Origin of the sequence: Tessaracoccus caeni, from assembly GCF_029211185.1 — a bacterium.
GTDB lineage: Bacteria > Actinomycetota > Actinomycetes > Propionibacteriales > Propionibacteriaceae > Arachnia > Arachnia caeni.
On record NZ_JARGDO010000010.1, the window covers coordinates 112,670 to 127,444 of the forward strand.

Here is a 14,775-nt window from a genome sequence, read left to right on the forward strand (position 1 = left end):
GCTGACTCGTGCATGGCGGATCACCTCAGCCCCATCCCCGAACGCGCGGGCTCCGGTCGTGTCTGGCGTCTGCGGCCCCGGATCGACAGATCGGGCAATCGCGATGCCCGCTCACTCCGGACCGCACGCTGTTCGGCGCGGTCCTGCTTGCGGTCGGCGCGGGCGTCGCGGAGGCGCTGGGCGAGCTCGGCCCGCAGATCGAGCCCCCACCCGGTCGCGCGGGCGCCGCCCTGCATCGCCAGCTCGGTCGGCCGCACCCACCGAATCTGCGTCCGCCGCTTCGCCTCAGCATCCGGCTCGGCTTCTACCGTGTCGCGCTCGGCGCGGTCGCTCCCGGTCAGGGAGGGGTCGCGGTGTACGGCGAGCATCGACCGCTCCGCCTCCACCTGCTCAGGCCCGCCCGGCGAGGTTCGTTCGGCGTTCATCGCCGCAGCGAGCGCGGGATGCAGACGCGACCGCGCCGCCTCCGCTACTTCGGGGCCGTGTTCGTGGTACATGACGGGTCCTCCTCGTCTCTGGGGTCATCTGCAGCCGTCGCGGCTGCTGCATCGGTCGTTGGCATAGCGATGACTGGCTGTTCGGTGCCGGGCTCGGCTTCCGGCGTGGGGCTGGGTTGCGGGAGCCAGCGGCCGACGGTCGAGGGGTGCACGTCGAGGTAGCGGGCGATCTTCTTGTTCGACCAGCCGCCCGCCCGCAGCACCTCCGCCACCTCACGCCGCGACCACCCATCCCGCCCCTGCTCTGGCATCGGCGGATCACCCGCTTCGGCGCCGGGCTCCGCATCGGGCGCCAGCACCGCAGCGAGCACCGGCGCTCGGAGCGCCGGTTCCAGCGACGCCACCGGCACCGGCCCGCCCGGCCGCTCCGCGGCCTCGACGTGCAGTTCCGCGGCTTCCTCAGCAGCCGTCTCAGGGGCCGGTTTGGGTTGGTGGCGGGTGAGGATCACGGTGAGGTGCGTGATCGCGAGCAGCACCAGCGGTGGCACTGCCGCAACCGACGCCGCGAGCACCGCAGGCACATCCGCATCGGCGGCGACGATCGCGTGGATCGAGTTCGCCGTCACCGACAACCCAGCTCCAGCGATGAGCAGCATCCAGGGGTACCAGGCGGTGCGGGTGCCGGCGAGCGCGACGACGGCGACGGTCGCAACGACGATGACGCCGTCCACGATCAGCGGCCACGCCCACGCCTGCCCCTCCTCGATCCCGGAGCGGCGGGCGAGATCGGCCAGCGCAATGAAGGAAAGCCAGAACGCCCCGCACGCGATCAACACCGTCCCCGCCACCGCCGTCACCACGGCGAGCCAGCCACCCCGGCGCTCCCTCCTCATGTTCATGCGAGCACCCGCCCTCGATCAACTGGGGCACGCTGCGCAACCGGGCGCGCCGTGGCAGGTGCGGGTGCTGCCGGGGTGGTGTTCGGAGTGCGGTAGGCGGAGCGGATCGTGCGCTCGATCTCCCGCGGCGGCAAGCCAATCCCTTCCGCAACCGGCCCGAGCGCCTGAAACGCTTCCGCCAATGTGGCGCCGTTCTCCGCGAGGCGGCACGACGCCCAGAACAGGCCCTGGTTCCGTTCGCCTTCGCCTTGCCCTTCCAGCCATGCCGCGATCCGCTTCGCCCGCTCCTCCACAGTGCCGCGGAACGGGCGCGCCTCCCACGACGACCGCACGGGCCTCGGGTCCAGAAACTCCCGCAGCGCGCCCGCGTCGACGGGATGCACGTCGCCAGTGGCGAGGTCGAGGAGCTGATACGCGACCGTCTCGCCGTCGATGATCGTTCTCGACGGCGGGGCGACGATGTAACCAGCGGTGCCTCGGAAATCGAGCTGCGCCGCCCCCGACGCCCACGACCGCTGCTCGATGGCGGCTGCCGGATAATAGGCGTGCAACCCGCCCGACGGGGTGACGACCTGCACCGCCCACCCATCGAGCAGGCCCGCCTCGGTGGCCTGCTGCCAAGAGGCGGGACCGCGCGGCGGGTCGCCCTTCACATCGACATCGACAACCTCGATCCCCGAGATGGGGCCGGTCGGGATGCCGATGTTCGCATCCGGCCACCGCCGCCACCACGCCTCAACCTGCGCGGGATCGGTGCTGGCATCCTTGAAACCATGCGCGACGAGCGGCCGCTTCTCACCCGGCACACAAGGAAACACCGGCACCCCCAGCGAAACATAGTGGCGGGCGGCGTCCGCGAGACTCATGCGGGCGACCGGCGCGAGGAGCTGTTCGACGTCCATCACAGCCCCCGCACCAGCGACGAGGAACGCGCCGACCGTGCCGCAGCTGGCTTCCGCGCGGACGAGCGGGCCGACGGCTTACGCTCGACCTGCTTCGCCGCCGAGACTTCGGGACCCTCGCGGGTGAGGCCCGGCGGGGTGCCGTCGCCAAGCTGTTCGGTGTCGAGCCGATCCAGGATCTCGACGGCGACCTTCCGCACCCGCTCCGCGGTCGCCTGCACCACCTGGATCGGGTTCTTCCCGTCGGCGGCCATCGCCCACCCCGACACATACGGGATCGTGAAGGCGGTCGTGTCCATCCCGTGCGCGGCCCCGACCATGAGCGCGACGGACTCGGCTTCGACTTCGCCGATCCCGCGATGCTGGCGGGCTTCCTCCTGGTCGGGGCCGTGCATCTTCACGTGCGCGAGCTCGTGCACGAGGGTCTTCACCTGGGCGGCATCGTCCATATTCGTCCGCACCGCCACCTGCCGAGTGTCGAAGTTCGTGCTGCCGTTCGCGCCGTGGATCATGCCCTCGTGCGGCACCGGCAAGAACTGGAACCCAGCCTCGGCAACCTGCCGGATCAGCCCATCACGAAGCCCCGCCGGGGCCTCGCCTTCGAGAAGCTGCGGCGAAGGCGGGAGCGGCACATCCGGGCCGCTGGTTTGAGAGATGTCGAAGACGTAGGCGACTTTCGCGCCGATCATCCGCGACCTGACGACCTCGCCCGGCTTCGGCTGCTCTTTCGGGGCGAGCTTGCGCCACGACATCGGACCAGCAGGAGTCTTCGACGCGAACTTCCCGGTCACCGGCGCGAGAATCGCGTACCCCTTCTGCCCCTTCTGAACCTGGCGGCCGAGCTGCTCCCACTGCCGGAACCCGGCCACGTACGTCGGCATCGGCTCGGGCACCCGGCCGGCTTCCCAGGCGGCCTGATGCTGGGCGAAGATCAGCCACGAGTTGTTCACGCTGCGGGACCGGAACTTCGCCGCAAACGTCAGCGCCTGCTTCCAGTCTTCACCGGTGACCAGCTTCTCGACCTGCGCGTTCAGCTGCTCGCGCACCTCGTCGAGCTTCGCCTCCCGCGCGGCGCGCGCCTCTTCGGGGGTTCTCCTCGCAGCCATGACCGCCTCCTCTCGTCATCGGGGCGGCCCGAGAACGGGGTGCCCGTGCAAGCGAGGTACGCCGGGGATGCCGGCGGCGGGTCGAGACGGTCAGCGAACAGTAAGAGGTAGGTTGGCCGTCAGGACCCAACGGCACCTGACGTAGGACTACCGATAGCAGCCCATGAGAGATTCGTTCCCGCGGTCGGGCGAACTGCGTCCATTCCCTGCGCAGAGAATGTCTAAATGCTGGTCACAACGATTTTTCTTGCATCGCCCGGTACCGGCCCGGAGTGAGACCAGTGCATTCCCGAAAAGCCGTCGCAGCACGATTCCGACTCACCCACCCAACCAGGTTGCCGGCCTCGGCAATCGACACTCCAGACTCACGAAGGAGCCGCGCCATCTCCTCAACACGGAGCATCGTGAGATATGCCAGCGGCGTCTTCCCGTAAGCGTTCGTGAACACTCGGACGAGTTGCTTTTCGGAAAGGTGTACCGCTCCTGATAGTTCCGAGAGCAACCATGCACGGCGCACATCAGAGGCCAGGAGCTCTCGCACAGCACGGGCCTCGGCCCGCAGCGGTGCGAACCGCCGCCCACGCGGGACCGACGGGCGCGTGCGCGCCCGCTGAGCCGGAAGAGTGCGAGTCGGCGAGACGTGGATGAACGGGGACACCTGGTCGATCACCGCGTGCCAGAGCGCCTGCATCCGGTGGAATCGTTCCCGGTACTGCCCGTCGACGCTGAGCGCGACCAACTCATCAAGCCACGGCATCAGCATCCCGATCCGATCCTCACCAAGCCCCATCAACTGTGCGGGCTCGGTGTAGATCGTGTCCGCGACACTCTGCGACGCGAAGCGATCCTTGACGATATCGATGTACTGCCAGAAGAACTGATCCAGGATGAAATCGAGATCGAGATAGATCACCGTGACGGTGACGTGGCCCTCGGGTTGCGCGCCGCAGAGCACGTTCGCGCCGAGCAGCAGCACGTCACCGACCTTCGCGTGCTTCTCCCCAAACTCGCTGTAAACGATTGCCGATCCGTCGCGCACGGTGGCGAGCTTTACGCAGTCATAGGTCTCGGGGCCGACTGGTCGGTGAAAGGTGCGGGTGCGGGCGAGCAGTGGCTGGTAGCCACCAGTAGCCACCAGGTCCTGATTCGCCAGCGAAAGCCGATCGTTCCCGCTACTCATCGCTGACGCGCTCATGGTGAGCCCGGCCAGATCAGAGAGCGGGCTCCCCATGAGCGCGTCAGAGGACTTGAGCGGGACACCTGGCTTCCTTCCGTCGAATTACTCCCATTGTCGCAGGAGGGCTTCGAGAGCCGCGGCCGCTTGGAGCGGGAGCACGCCGTTGCCGAGCGCGGTTATCTGTTGGTTCGCGGTCAGTACGTAAGCCGGGCCCGTAACCCAGCCCCGTTCAAGTCCCATCAGCCATTCGAGGAACGCCGGGGCCGGTCTCGGTCCGCCGGACTCATGAAGGAGTGCCGGGCTCGGAGCCGCACTCCCTGTGATGTACTCCCATCGGGCTATGGCGTCGGCGTATCGTCCCCAGCGGTGAAGATGCCATCTATCAGCGACCACAGACTCTCCGACTCGTTCCGACATTCGGTCGAGCCATTCGGCCCGTGCAAGGCGAGGTCGATGACCTGATGAGAGAGCGCGATTGTTCCCGCTCTCCCCGCCGCGGGAAGCGTCCGAGGCGAGCGGCGTGCGAAAGAGAATCGGCGCGATGCGCGAGAACGAAGACGCGGAACCGGGGATGCGGTGCGCCGATGAGGGAAGCGGGTAGGCCGATCCAGCGCGCGTCGTACCGGAGGTCGGCCAGGTCTCCGAGTACGGCGCCGAGCGCCCGGAGAGGTCGAGCTGGCTCGTCTCCCACACCCCAGAGGCCGGGTTCCAGATCGCGAAGGGTTGCGGGGTCAGGGGTTGCATCGGAGACTCCTTCGGGGGTTGCACGAACGGCGGATGCGGAGAGCAGACCGCGCACGTTCTCGATCACGACGTACTCGGGGCGCAACCGGTCGATCGCGTCGGCCATGTGCGACCAGAGCCCGGAGCGGGTGCCAGGTGTGAGGCCGGCCATCTTCCCGACAGTCGAGACATCCTGACAGGGGAACCCGCCGCAGAGGATATCCACCGGCGGCACGTCCGCCCAGTTGATCGTGGTGATGTCGCCGAGGTTCGGCGCGTCCGGCCAGTGGTGCGCGAAGACGCGCTGCACGGGACTGATCTCGGAGAACCAGACCGTCTGCGCGTGGAGGGCATGTTCGACGGCGAGGTCGAGACCGCCGTAGCCGGAGAACAACGACCCGACGCGGAGAAGCGCGGCGCTTGGGGCGGGGTCTTCTCGCATCGGGGCTCCCGGTGATCGGTGCTCCCGGCCCGCACGCCCAGTGCTGCCGGATGGTCACCTCTAAGGTGCACCCCGCGCCCACCTCGAACGCTCGGAACTCTCACTCGCAAGTTCCGTCGCCGACGCACGCCAGCCTGACCTCGCCGAGGCGCAGGCGATCAGCTCGTCGTACGTCTCGTTCCTGACCTTCCACGCGTCTTGCATCTGCGGTTTGACGCGTGCATCACTCGCCTCAGAAGTCACACGCTGCTCGCGCCGATCTGCTCGTTGCGCCGTAGCTGTCTACGCGCACCTTCTTCCTGACCGAGACTCCACGGAGGAAGGGACGCGCGCCATGAGCACGGGAGCACCGAGGTACCAGCCAGCCCAGTTCGAGGCGTCGGGGTGGGAGTCGGGCACGCCGGAGCGCAAGGCCCGGTTCGTGAACTCGCTGCTGCGGTTCATCGCTGCTGACTTCCCGCGTGAGCGCTTCACCCGATCCCTGTACGGCGGGTTTTCCACTCACGGCTGCTTCGGGTTCATCGCGCACTACAACCTCGACGGCTTCTACGAAGCCCAGCTCTCCACCCCAGACCGACGCGCCCGCTTCCTCCACGACCTGCGCCAGGAATGCGAACGCGACGCCCGGCATGATCGGCCTGATCTATGGAGCGACGTGAAACGCGTGCTCGCCGAACGTCTGCAACCCCAGGAACTGCAGCCACCAGCCCGACGGCTGCCAGCACCTACGCGGCGGCACTCCTCGCCGAGCAGGCGCGACTGCCGGACGCTCTTCTGACCCGGCACCGGGGTTGCGTGAGGTTGCACAGTGCAACCTCACGCAACCCGATTGCACCTGCTTGTGGGGAGAGCGGAGCCGTTTGAGGCGATGGTTCAGTCGCTAGCGCGAGGGGACTTGAACTGACCTCGACCCCCTCGCGCCGCGAATCTCGGGCGAGCATTCTACTGTATGAAATCAACGATCTACGGCATCTAACCTGTGGATAACTCCACCGCGATACCCCGACCTACAGGCTGCTTAGCACTTTCGTTAGCACTTTTCGCAGCCCGAGCTAGGAGTCGTGCAAATTGCAGAGTAGCTAGCCACCGCATAGGCATGATGGGGAAGTTTCACGGGCTCTCAAGCTGAGCGATCCAGGATCCGGGCGGTGCTGGCCTCTGGGGTGAGGTCGAGCCTGCGGAGTAACTGCGCGTTGAGGGCGACGACGACGGTGGAGACGGACATGAGGATCGCCCCGATGCTCATCGGCAGTACGAAGCCGATCGGCGCGAGGACGCCCGCGGCCAGCGGCACGGAGACGAGGTTGTAGCCGGCCGCCCACCACAGGTTCTGCTTCATCTTCCGGTACGCCGCGCGGGAGAGCTCGATGACGGACAGCACCGACCGGGGATCGGAGGAGGCCAGGATCACACCCGCCGAGCCGATCGCCACGTCGGTGCCCGCCCCGATCGCGATGCCGACGTCGGCCTGGGCGAGTGCGGGAGCGTCGTTCACGCCGTCGCCGACCATGGCGACCCGGCGACCTTCGTGCTGCAGCTCGGCGACCTTGGCGGCCTTGTCCTCGGGGCGCACCCCGGCGAACACGCGGTCGATGCCGAGATCCCGCGCGACCGTCTCGGCGACGGCCCGCGCGTCGCCGGTGATCATCACGACCTGGACCCCGGCGGCGTGCAGCGCGTCGACGGCCTCGCGCGACTCGGGTCTGATCTCGTCGGCCAGCCGCAGGGCGCCGATGACCTTGCCGTCGGCGATCACGTGCAGGATGATCGCGCCCTCTTCGCGCCAGGTGTCGGCGACGGGGAGTTCGTCCGCCCCGTGCTGGTCGAGCAGGTACGGTCCGCCGACCTCGATGACGATTCCATCGACGGTCGCCTTGACGCCGACCGCCGGGGAGGATGAGAAGTCCGAGGCCACGGGCACGTCGAGCTCCCTGGCGCGCGCGGCGCCGACGATCGCGCGGGCGAGCGGGTGCTCGCTGTCGGCCTCCGCGGCGGCGGCCAGGGCCAGCACCTCGGCCTCGGTCCGGGTGTCGGCGGGATCGATGGCGGTCACCGTCGGCTCGCCCTTGGTGAGGGTGCCGGTCTTGTCGAACAGAATCGCATCCACGGTGCGCATAGACTCCAGCGCGAGGCGATCCTTGACGAGCACTCCGCCGCGGGCGGCGCGTTCGGTCGCGATGGACACCACCAGCGGGATCGCCAGGCCGAGCGCGTGCGGGCAGGCGATGACCAGCACGGTGATCGTGCGCACCACGGCGGCGTCGGGCAGCCCGACGAGCGACCAGATAGTGGCGGTGATTGCCGCCGCGCCCAGGGCGAACCAGAACAGCCACGCCGCCGCGGTGTCGGCGATCCGCTGCGCCCGGGACGAGGACGCCTGAGCGTCTGCGACGAGCTTCTGGATACCGGCGAGGGCGGTGTCGTCGCCGGTGGCGGTGACCTCGACGCGCAGGCCGGAGTCGGTGGCGACGGTGCCGGCGACCACCTGATCGCCGGTCTCCCGGCGCACCGTCTTCGACTCGCCGGTGACCATCGACTCGTCCATCGAGGCCGCCCCGTCGACGATCCTGCCATCAGCGGGTACCGAGGAACCCGGGCGCACGATCACCACGTCGCCGACGGCCAGATCAGCAGGAGCGACCTTTGCTACGTCGTTGCCGTCGATTTTCTCGGCCTCGTCGGGCAGCAGCGCGGCGAGCGAGTCGAGGGCGGAGGTGGTCTGCGCGAGCGAGCGCATCTCGATCCAGTGCCCCAGCAGCATGATGACAACCAGCAGCGCCAGCTCCCACCAGAAGTTCAGCTCGTGGTGCAGCATGCCGAGGCTCGCACCCCAGGAGGCGAGGAATGCGACGGTGATCGCCAGTGCGATGAGCAGCATCATGCCCGGCTTGCGGGAGCGGATCTCGCTCAGCCCGCCCGAGAGGAACGGCCTGCCGCCCCAGAGGTAGACGACCGTGCCCAGGATCGGCGACACCCACGGCACCCACGCGGCCTCGGGCAGCTGATAGCCGACGAGGTGGGCGAACATGTCGTTGCAGGCCACCACCGGCACGGCGAGCACGAGCATGATCCAGAACAAGCGCCGGAATTGCCCGACGTGATCCCCGTGTCCGGCATGCCCATGATCATGTCCGCCGTGTCCCTCGTGGTGCGCGTGGGCGTCGTGGTGATGGCTGGAAGGCTCGCCGTGACTCTGGTGGTGGTCGTGCGAGTGGTGACCGGAGTGGGTGTTCGGCTCGTCGTGGTGCGCGTGCTGAACGTCCACGTGCTCAGGATGCGCGTGCGATCGTGTCGAGGGATCGTTGCTCATGGTCTCGTCTCCTTCGTTCGTCACCCCAGCCCAGAGGCGAGACCGGGGCGAAGGTTCCGCGCTCCCGTGCACGTCCGCACGTCGGGAGCGCGGAACCAGATGCCGTCAGGCGGCGTAGGCGTAGCGGTCGGGGTCGGCGTCGAACAGGGGCCCGCAGGCCGCGCAGCAGAACCAGTACCGCTGCCCGTTGTGGTCGCGGTAGAGTCCGGCGGCCTCAGCGTCGGCCTTCACGACCGGGGTGCCGGCCATGACCTGGCACTCGGTCATCGCATCGGCCGGCGTCTGGGCGATGGTCTCCGCACTGGGCGTATGGTCGCAGCAGCTGCCACCCGTGGCGGAGGTGTCGGTGAGGTTGAGGTTCTCGTATGCAGTCATCAGGTAGATCTCTTCCTTTGGTTGATTACGGTTCGATCGGATACGGATCAGATCGCAAGTGAGCGCCCGGCGGCTTGTAGTTGCATGTATCTGCCACTCATTATGGTGACTCGCTCCCGCATTCTCGTGACAATCTTCTCGGGCTTTCGCTAGGACATGGCTCCTCCAACACAATACCCCTTAGGGGTATTCCTGGCTGGTGTGAAATTCCTCAGCGAGGCGCTGCGCTTGCCCGGTGGGGCGGATGTGACGCAGGCGGGTAGCGGCGATGATCGCGGCCACCGCGGCGATGACCGCGGAGACGATCGCCGCCATGTTCAGGCCGCCGGAGAAGGCCGCCTGTGCGGCGGCGATCAGCTGTTCGCCCAGCGCGCCGGGCAGTTCCGCAGCGGCGGCGAGGGCGCCGTCGATGCTGTCCGACGCGGCGGCCGCGGCCTCCGGGGAGAGCCCGTCGGGCAGGGTGCCGTCGATCCGGTTGCGGTAGGCGGCGAGGCCGACGCTGCCGATGACGGCGACACCGAGCGAGATGCCCAGGTCGTTCGCCGTGGTCGCCAGCCCCGAGGCGCCGCCGGTCTTCTCCGGGGGCACCGAGCCCACCACGAGCTCGGTGGTCAGTGCCATCGAGGGGGCGACGCCGGGGTAGGTGATCACGAAGCTCGCGATCACCAGCGCCAGGCCTGTGCCGGCGTCGAGCTGGGTGAACAGGATGTAGCCGACGACCTGGGTGAGCAGGCCGATCCCGATCACGTTCCCGGGCCGGAACTTCCGTGCGAAGACCGGCGAGAGGGTCGAGACGACGATCAGCACCGCCGCCGCAGGCAGGATCGCCAGGCCCGCCTGCAAGGGCGAGAGGCCTTGCACCGTCTGGAGGTACTGGGTGAACAGCGAGTACACCCCACCCAGTGCCGCCGCCGAGAGCAGGAACACCGCCAGCGCACCGGAGACGGTGCGATTGGCGAACAGCCGCACGTCCAGCAGGGGCTGCTTGGCGCGCAGCTGCCGGAGCGTGAACCACAGCCCGATCAGCACGCCTGCGGCGAGCAGCCCGAGTGTGGGCCCGACGGGCTCTTGGGCGGCGAAGCGCTTGATGCTGTAGATGATCGCGAGCAGCCCGCCGACCAGCAGCAGGGCGCTGAACAGGTCGATCTTCGCCGACGGATCGCGGTGCTCGGGCACGAGGATTGGGGCGCCGATGGCGACGAGCGCCATGATTGGCACCGCGACGAGGAACGTCGCCTGCCAGCCAAACCCTTCCAGCAGCAGGCCGGACAGGAGTGGGCCGAGGGCGACGCCGGCGGAGATACCGCCCGCCCAGACCCCGATGGCGACGCCGCGCTGTTTCGCGTCGGCGAAGATCACGAAGATCAGTCCGATCGTTGCGGGCACCATCATCGCTGCGGCCAGTCCGAGGACGGCGCGCCAGACGATCATCAGCTCGGGGATCGTGGTCAGGGACGCCGCGATGGAGACGGCAGCGAACAGGGACGCGCCGATGACCATGAGCAGGCGCTTGCCCACCCGGTCGCCGAGCACGCCCATCGCGACGAGGAACCCGGCCATCACGAAGCCGTAGATGTCGAGAATCCACAGCAGCTGCGTGCTCGTCGGGTTCAGGTCCGCGGCGAGGTTCGGGGCTGCCAGGAACAGGATCGTCAGCATCATGAACAGCAGCGTCGAGGGGATCACCAGCACGGCGAGCCCCCACCACTGCCTCGCCCCGGCCTTCGGGGCCGCGGGGGTGCCGGGCGCGCTCATGTCGCACCCCCTCGGGGTGTGCGTGTCGTGGTCATGGTCGTGTGCTCCTCTCTGCCGGATCGCCGCCCGGGCGGGCGACCTCCCGCACAAGTCGTATATGTGTGTACGAGTTGCAACGAATACAATATCTCATACATTCCAGTACGACTTGTGAGGTAGAGCATGGCGACGAAGAACGCCCAGCCGACCGGCGGCGCTCGACGTGGCCCGGCGACAGTGAGCCGGGCGGCTAACCAGCGCGCCGACGCGCAGCGCAACCGGGTAAAGATTCTGGCCGCGACAGTGACCGCGATCCGCAAGAACCTCGACGCGTCGGTCGCCGACATCGCTGCTGAGGCGGGAGTGGGCCGGATGACCCTTTATGGGCATTTCCAGACTCGCGCAGAGCTCATTGAGGCCGCACTGGTAGACAGTCTGGAACGCGCCGAGGACGTGCTCAGTCAGATCCCGCTGGACGGCGACCCGCGTGCGGCCTTCCAGCGACTCATTGCCTCCAGCTGGATGTTCGTCGACCAATCCCGTGCCCTGCTGGCCGCGGCACAGAAGGAACTCTCCGCCGCCCGCATTCGCGAGCTGCACGAGAAGGCTGAGGCGCGCATGCGCGGACTGCTGCTGCGCGGACAGCGCGAAGGTGCCTTCCGCGCCGACTTGCCGGTGTCCTGGCTGCTGACCACCACGCACGTCGTTCTCAACGGTGCGGCCGAGGAGGTGCGCACGGGCCGGATCGACCCTGACGATGCGCCATGGTTCATCGACGCGATCTTGCTGCCGGCCTTCACCGCCCCGCCGTCGGCGAGATGACCTCGCCCGCGTATTGCAGGGGCGAGGTCAAGGGGCTTTGCGTCCGGCGAGGACGCCACCGCCGAGGAGGAACAGGGCGCCCATCGGGTAGCCGGCGACGAGGTCGACCCAGCCCTCGGGCTGGGCGGGGCCGAAGGTTTCGAGGTGCGCGAGCCAATGCACGATGAGGATCACCGCACCGAGCGCCAGGAGCAGTTGACCTAGGCGCACGAAGCGGCGGTGTCGGCGGTAGGCGGAATCGGGGCCGGGGACGCCGGCTGGCTGCTGAGATTTCATGAGGTTGTGTGCTTTCACGCTGTGGATGGGCTACTGCTGGTAGGCGATAGTCGCCATCATCCCGGCTTCGCCGTGGTAGAGGTTGTGGCAGTGGGTGAGCCACCGGCCAGGATTGTCGGCGTCGAACTCGAGGCGGAAGCTCTGGCCGGGAAGCACGATCGAGGTGTCCTTGCGAGGGCCGCCATCGGGGTGCTGGTAGGTGTGCCCGTGCAGATGCATGGGATGCCACATCGTGGTCGAGTTCGTGATGGTGAGCGCGACCCGCTCCCCTTCACTGATCGCGAGGGCGTCGCGGAGGGGGTCGTCCATGTCCAGGCGGGTGCCGTTGATCGCCCAGTCGTATTTCTCCATGGTGCCCGTGAGTTCCAGGGCGATCGTGCGATCCGCGCGCTTGGGGGCCAGCGCCACCTCCTCCGCGGCCGTCAGGTCGGCCGCGATCGTGGGGGTGCGGGCCTGCGAGAGGGTGGTGCCTGCCGGGGGCGGGGAGCCGGCCCCTGTGGAGAGGATCGCGAGGGCCTGGTCGACTTTGCCGAGCGCCTCGGCGACGACGGCGAACATGCCGTCGCCGGCGGTGAGGATCGCGTCGTAGCGTTCCCCCATCCCAATCACGATGCTCTCCGCCTCGTGCGGCGCGACTGGGTACCCGTCGGTGTGGGTGATCGTAAGCTGATGCCCGGTGACCCCGAAGCGGAAGGCTGTGTCGCCACCGGCATTGATGATCCTGAGCCGGATCCGTTCCCCGGGTTTCGCAGTAAAGGTTTCAGGATCGAGCTGGGGGCGTCCATTGATGAGGTAGAGCGGATAGTAGACGTCGCCCGCATCGCCGCCGAGGAGGTCGGAGGTAGCACCCATGAGGGTATTGCCCATCCGCATCGGCATGCCGCCATGATCCATTCCGCCCATCCCGCCCATGCCGCGGCTGAGCTCAGCGAATACGTCGTCGGGGGTGGCGTTGATGCCGTCGAGCCAGTCGTCGAGCACGATCACCCATTCCCGGTCGTAGTCGCCCCGCTCCCGGGGGTCGTCGATGATGAGCGGCGCGTATAGACCCCGGTCGAGCTGCGTGCCGACATGGGGGTGGAACCAGTAGGTGCCCGCGTGCGGCAACGCGAACTCATAGGTGAACGTGTCGCCAGCCGCGATGGCAGGCTGCGTGAGACCCGGCACCCCGTCCATGTCGTTGCGCAGAGCGAGGCCGTGCCAATGCACGGTCGTCGGATCGGGGAGGTCATTGGTGAGGGTGACACGGAGCAGATCGCCGACGTTGCCGCGGATCGGCTCCGCAGCCGTCACACCCCGGTATCCCCAGGTCTTGACGGTCTTCCCGCCGAGATCCAGGGTGACCGGCTCAGCAGAGAGCGTGCGTGTGACTGTCTGACCCGTGGTCAGTCGGCTCGCCTCGGCCGCATCGACCGCGTCCGCCGTGGGCGAGAGGAACGCAGAGCTCTGCCTCGGGGTGCAGGCGGCCAAGCCCATCGCGGCAAGCGTCAGCGTGCCGGCGGCGAGGAACTGGCGGCGATTCAAAGAGCCGGTCATCAGTGGTCTTCCCGTGGTCGAGGATGGTTTGTGCGGTGCGGGGGTCATTGCGCGTTCGCTTCGATGAAGGGGAGCGGGTCGATCGGCTCACCGTTCAAGCGCAGCGCGAGATGCAAATGCGCACCGAAAGACATACCGGTGTTGCCCACGCGCCCCGCCTCATCGCCGATACTCACCCGATCGCCGACCTGATAGGCATGGGACTCGCCCTCCATGTGGCAGTAGCGACTGGTGAGGTCTTGCCCGTCGACGAGATGCTGCACCTTGAGCGAGAACCCGCAGCCGTCGCTCGCCCAGCCCGCTTCCACGACTACCCCGTCGCCGATAATACGAATCGGGGTGCCGTTGGCGGCAGCGATGTCCTGGGCATCGTGGAACTGCGCCACGGGAGCAGTGCGATATCCGAAACCGTCGGTGAGGGGCATGGTCTGATCGAAGGGGTAGCGCAGCTTCGTATCCGTCAGCTGATCCGGATCGACGAGGCCCTGCTCGGTGTTCACGCGTCGCGGTGCGACGGGGGCGGCCTGAACTTCGACCGCACCGATCGCATTGAACGTCTCGGCGCCGATTGCGGCGGGCGCGCCGACGAGCTGCTGCGCGGGGAGCTCGGCGGCGGCCGCCGCGGACACTGGGGCGAACGGGGCGGGGAAGGCGACGGGGCTCATCATGTCAGCCACGCTCAGCACCGCCGTCGCGGTGGCCATGAGGCTGCGCCGTGCCCGCTGTTGGGGTGGGGTGCCGCCGCCAGTGCCGTCAGTGAGGAAGTCGAACGACGGCATAGGGGTGAGATAGATCTGCTGGCCGTTCACGCGAAGAGCCCTCCGATGACGTAGTAGTTGCCGATCGCGACCGCGATACTCAGGGCGAGGGTGCTGGGAATGAAGACGACGGGGTTCTTGAATGGGTTTCGACGGGTATGCATAACTGTTCCGTGAGTCGGTGGCCAGGGAAGCGAAGGGTTCGAAGCTGCGACAGGGAAGCCGCAGTCACTCGGGCGCATGAGCGACAGGCACACGCACCGGCGGGGTGGGCGTGA

14 protein-coding genes are annotated in these 14,775 nt (G+C 68.0%); 2 read left to right on the forward strand and 12 right to left on the reverse strand.

Annotation, left to right across the window (positions count from 1 at the left end):
* Positions 1 to 20: 20 nt before the first annotated feature.
* The 6 genes from P0D62_RS10735 to P0D62_RS10760 form a co-directional block, all read right to left on the reverse strand.
* On the reverse strand, positions 21 to 497 hold the full coding sequence (locus tag P0D62_RS10735) for a hypothetical protein (RefSeq protein WP_024356146.1): 477 nt from the start codon (positions 495 to 497) through the stop codon (positions 21 to 23).
* Entirely contained in the window at positions 470 to 1,336 is an 867-nt protein-coding gene (locus P0D62_RS10740) for a DUF2637 domain-containing protein (protein ID WP_017883874.1), read from the reverse strand. The genes P0D62_RS10735 and P0D62_RS10740 overlap by 28 nt, the downstream gene beginning before the upstream one ends.
* The gene (locus P0D62_RS10745; protein WP_029746569.1) at positions 1,333 to 2,238 is read right to left on the reverse strand and encodes a bifunctional DNA primase/polymerase; all 906 of its coding nucleotides are present in this window, start codon (positions 2,236 to 2,238) and stop codon (positions 1,333 to 1,335) included. Before P0D62_RS10745 ends, P0D62_RS10740 begins: the two co-directional genes overlap by 4 nt.
* Positions 2,238 to 3,344, reverse strand: coding sequence for an ArdC-like ssDNA-binding domain-containing protein (locus P0D62_RS10750; RefSeq protein ID WP_017883872.1), 1,107 nt, complete (start codon positions 3,342 to 3,344; stop codon positions 2,238 to 2,240). The genes P0D62_RS10745 and P0D62_RS10750 overlap by 1 nt, the downstream gene beginning before the upstream one ends.
* Before the next feature lie 232 nt (positions 3,345 to 3,576).
* The gene (locus tag P0D62_RS10755) at positions 3,577 to 4,524 is read right to left on the reverse strand and encodes a helix-turn-helix domain-containing protein (protein WP_051066184.1); all 948 of its coding nucleotides are present in this window, start codon (positions 4,522 to 4,524) and stop codon (positions 3,577 to 3,579) included.
* Between the two features lie 379 nt (positions 4,525 to 4,903).
* The gene (locus P0D62_RS10760) at positions 4,904 to 5,686 is read right to left on the reverse strand and encodes a DNA cytosine methyltransferase (protein ID WP_017883870.1); all 783 of its coding nucleotides are present in this window, start codon (positions 5,684 to 5,686) and stop codon (positions 4,904 to 4,906) included.
* 334 nt (positions 5,687 to 6,020) lie between these two features.
* On the opposite strand from P0D62_RS10760, the gene P0D62_RS10765 reads away from it, so the two are divergent.
* Positions 6,021 to 6,464 carry a hypothetical protein gene (locus P0D62_RS10765; RefSeq protein WP_017883869.1) on the forward strand — a complete coding sequence of 148 codons (444 nt, stop codon included), beginning with the start codon at positions 6,021 to 6,023 and terminating at the stop codon, positions 6,462 to 6,464.
* Between the two features lie 342 nt (positions 6,465 to 6,806).
* Here the strand turns inward: P0D62_RS10765 and P0D62_RS10770 are convergent, their stop codons facing one another.
* From P0D62_RS10770 to P0D62_RS10780, 3 genes are all read right to left on the reverse strand, one after another.
* Positions 6,807 to 8,996: a heavy metal translocating P-type ATPase gene (locus tag P0D62_RS10770; RefSeq protein WP_076623916.1), complete on the reverse strand. Its 2,190-nt coding sequence runs from the start codon at positions 8,994 to 8,996 to the stop codon at positions 6,807 to 6,809.
* A gap of 105 nt (positions 8,997 to 9,101) precedes the next feature.
* Entirely contained in the window at positions 9,102 to 9,371 is a 270-nt protein-coding gene (locus P0D62_RS10775) for a YHS domain-containing protein (protein WP_017883867.1), read from the reverse strand.
* 180 nt (positions 9,372 to 9,551) lie between these two features.
* The gene (locus P0D62_RS10780) at positions 9,552 to 11,126 is read right to left on the reverse strand and encodes an MFS transporter (protein ID WP_024356143.1); all 1,575 of its coding nucleotides are present in this window, start codon (positions 11,124 to 11,126) and stop codon (positions 9,552 to 9,554) included.
* A 162-nt stretch (positions 11,127 to 11,288) separates the two neighbouring features.
* Between P0D62_RS10780 and P0D62_RS10785 the strand changes: the two genes are divergently transcribed.
* Complete coding sequence (locus P0D62_RS10785; protein WP_024356142.1) at positions 11,289 to 11,927, forward strand: TetR/AcrR family transcriptional regulator; 639 nt, start codon at positions 11,289 to 11,291, stop codon at positions 11,925 to 11,927.
* A 27-nt stretch (positions 11,928 to 11,954) separates the two neighbouring features.
* Here the strand turns inward: P0D62_RS10785 and P0D62_RS10790 are convergent, their stop codons facing one another.
* Genes P0D62_RS10790 through P0D62_RS10800 form a run of 3 tightly spaced genes read right to left on the reverse strand, consistent with a single transcriptional unit; the run spans position 11,955 to position 14,548 of the window.
* Complete coding sequence (locus tag P0D62_RS10790) at positions 11,955 to 12,203, reverse strand: hypothetical protein (protein WP_017882575.1); 249 nt, start codon at positions 12,201 to 12,203, stop codon at positions 11,955 to 11,957.
* A 30-nt stretch (positions 12,204 to 12,233) separates the two neighbouring features.
* Positions 12,234 to 13,739: a multicopper oxidase family protein gene (locus tag P0D62_RS10795; protein WP_017882576.1), complete on the reverse strand. Its 1,506-nt coding sequence runs from the start codon at positions 13,737 to 13,739 to the stop codon at positions 12,234 to 12,236.
* 44 nt (positions 13,740 to 13,783) lie between these two features.
* A complete protein-coding gene (locus tag P0D62_RS10800; RefSeq protein WP_275702571.1) occupies positions 13,784 to 14,548 on the reverse strand; it encodes a M23 family metallopeptidase in 765 nt (254 codons plus the stop codon).
* Positions 14,549 to 14,775 lie beyond the last annotated feature (227 nt).

Bases quoted from the DNA above. Each gene is read 5' to 3' on its own strand.
- P0D62_RS10735 (WP_024356146.1), bottom strand. From the start codon at position 497: ATGTACCACGAACACGGCCCCGAAGTAGCGGAGGCGGCGCGGTCGCGT.
- P0D62_RS10740 (WP_017883874.1), bottom strand. From the start codon at position 1,336: ATGAACATGAGGAGGGAGCGCCGGGGTGGCTGGCTCGCCGTGGTGACG.
- P0D62_RS10745 (WP_029746569.1), bottom strand. From the start codon at position 2,238: ATGGACGTCGAACAGCTCCTCGCGCCGGTCGCCCGCATGAGTCTCGCG.
- P0D62_RS10750 (WP_017883872.1), bottom strand. From the start codon at position 3,344: ATGGCTGCGAGGAGAACCCCCGAAGAGGCGCGCGCCGCGCGGGAGGCG.
- P0D62_RS10755 (WP_051066184.1), bottom strand. From the start codon at position 4,524: ATGAGTAGCGGGAACGATCGGCTTTCGCTGGCGAATCAGGACCTGGTG.
- P0D62_RS10760 (WP_017883870.1), bottom strand. From the start codon at position 5,686: ATGCGAGAAGACCCCGCCCCAAGCGCCGCGCTTCTCCGCGTCGGGTCG.
- P0D62_RS10765 (WP_017883869.1), top strand. From the start codon at position 6,021: ATGAGCACGGGAGCACCGAGGTACCAGCCAGCCCAGTTCGAGGCGTCG.
- P0D62_RS10770 (WP_076623916.1), bottom strand. From the start codon at position 8,996: ATGAGCAACGATCCCTCGACACGATCGCACGCGCATCCTGAGCACGTG.
- P0D62_RS10775 (WP_017883867.1), bottom strand. From the start codon at position 9,371: ATGACTGCATACGAGAACCTCAACCTCACCGACACCTCCGCCACGGGT.
- P0D62_RS10780 (WP_024356143.1), bottom strand. From the start codon at position 11,126: ATGAGCGCGCCCGGCACCCCCGCGGCCCCGAAGGCCGGGGCGAGGCAG.
- P0D62_RS10785 (WP_024356142.1), top strand. From the start codon at position 11,289: ATGGCGACGAAGAACGCCCAGCCGACCGGCGGCGCTCGACGTGGCCCG.
- P0D62_RS10790 (WP_017882575.1), bottom strand. From the start codon at position 12,203: ATGAAATCTCAGCAGCCAGCCGGCGTCCCCGGCCCCGATTCCGCCTAC.
- P0D62_RS10795 (WP_017882576.1), bottom strand. From the start codon at position 13,739: ATGACCGGCTCTTTGAATCGCCGCCAGTTCCTCGCCGCCGGCACGCTG.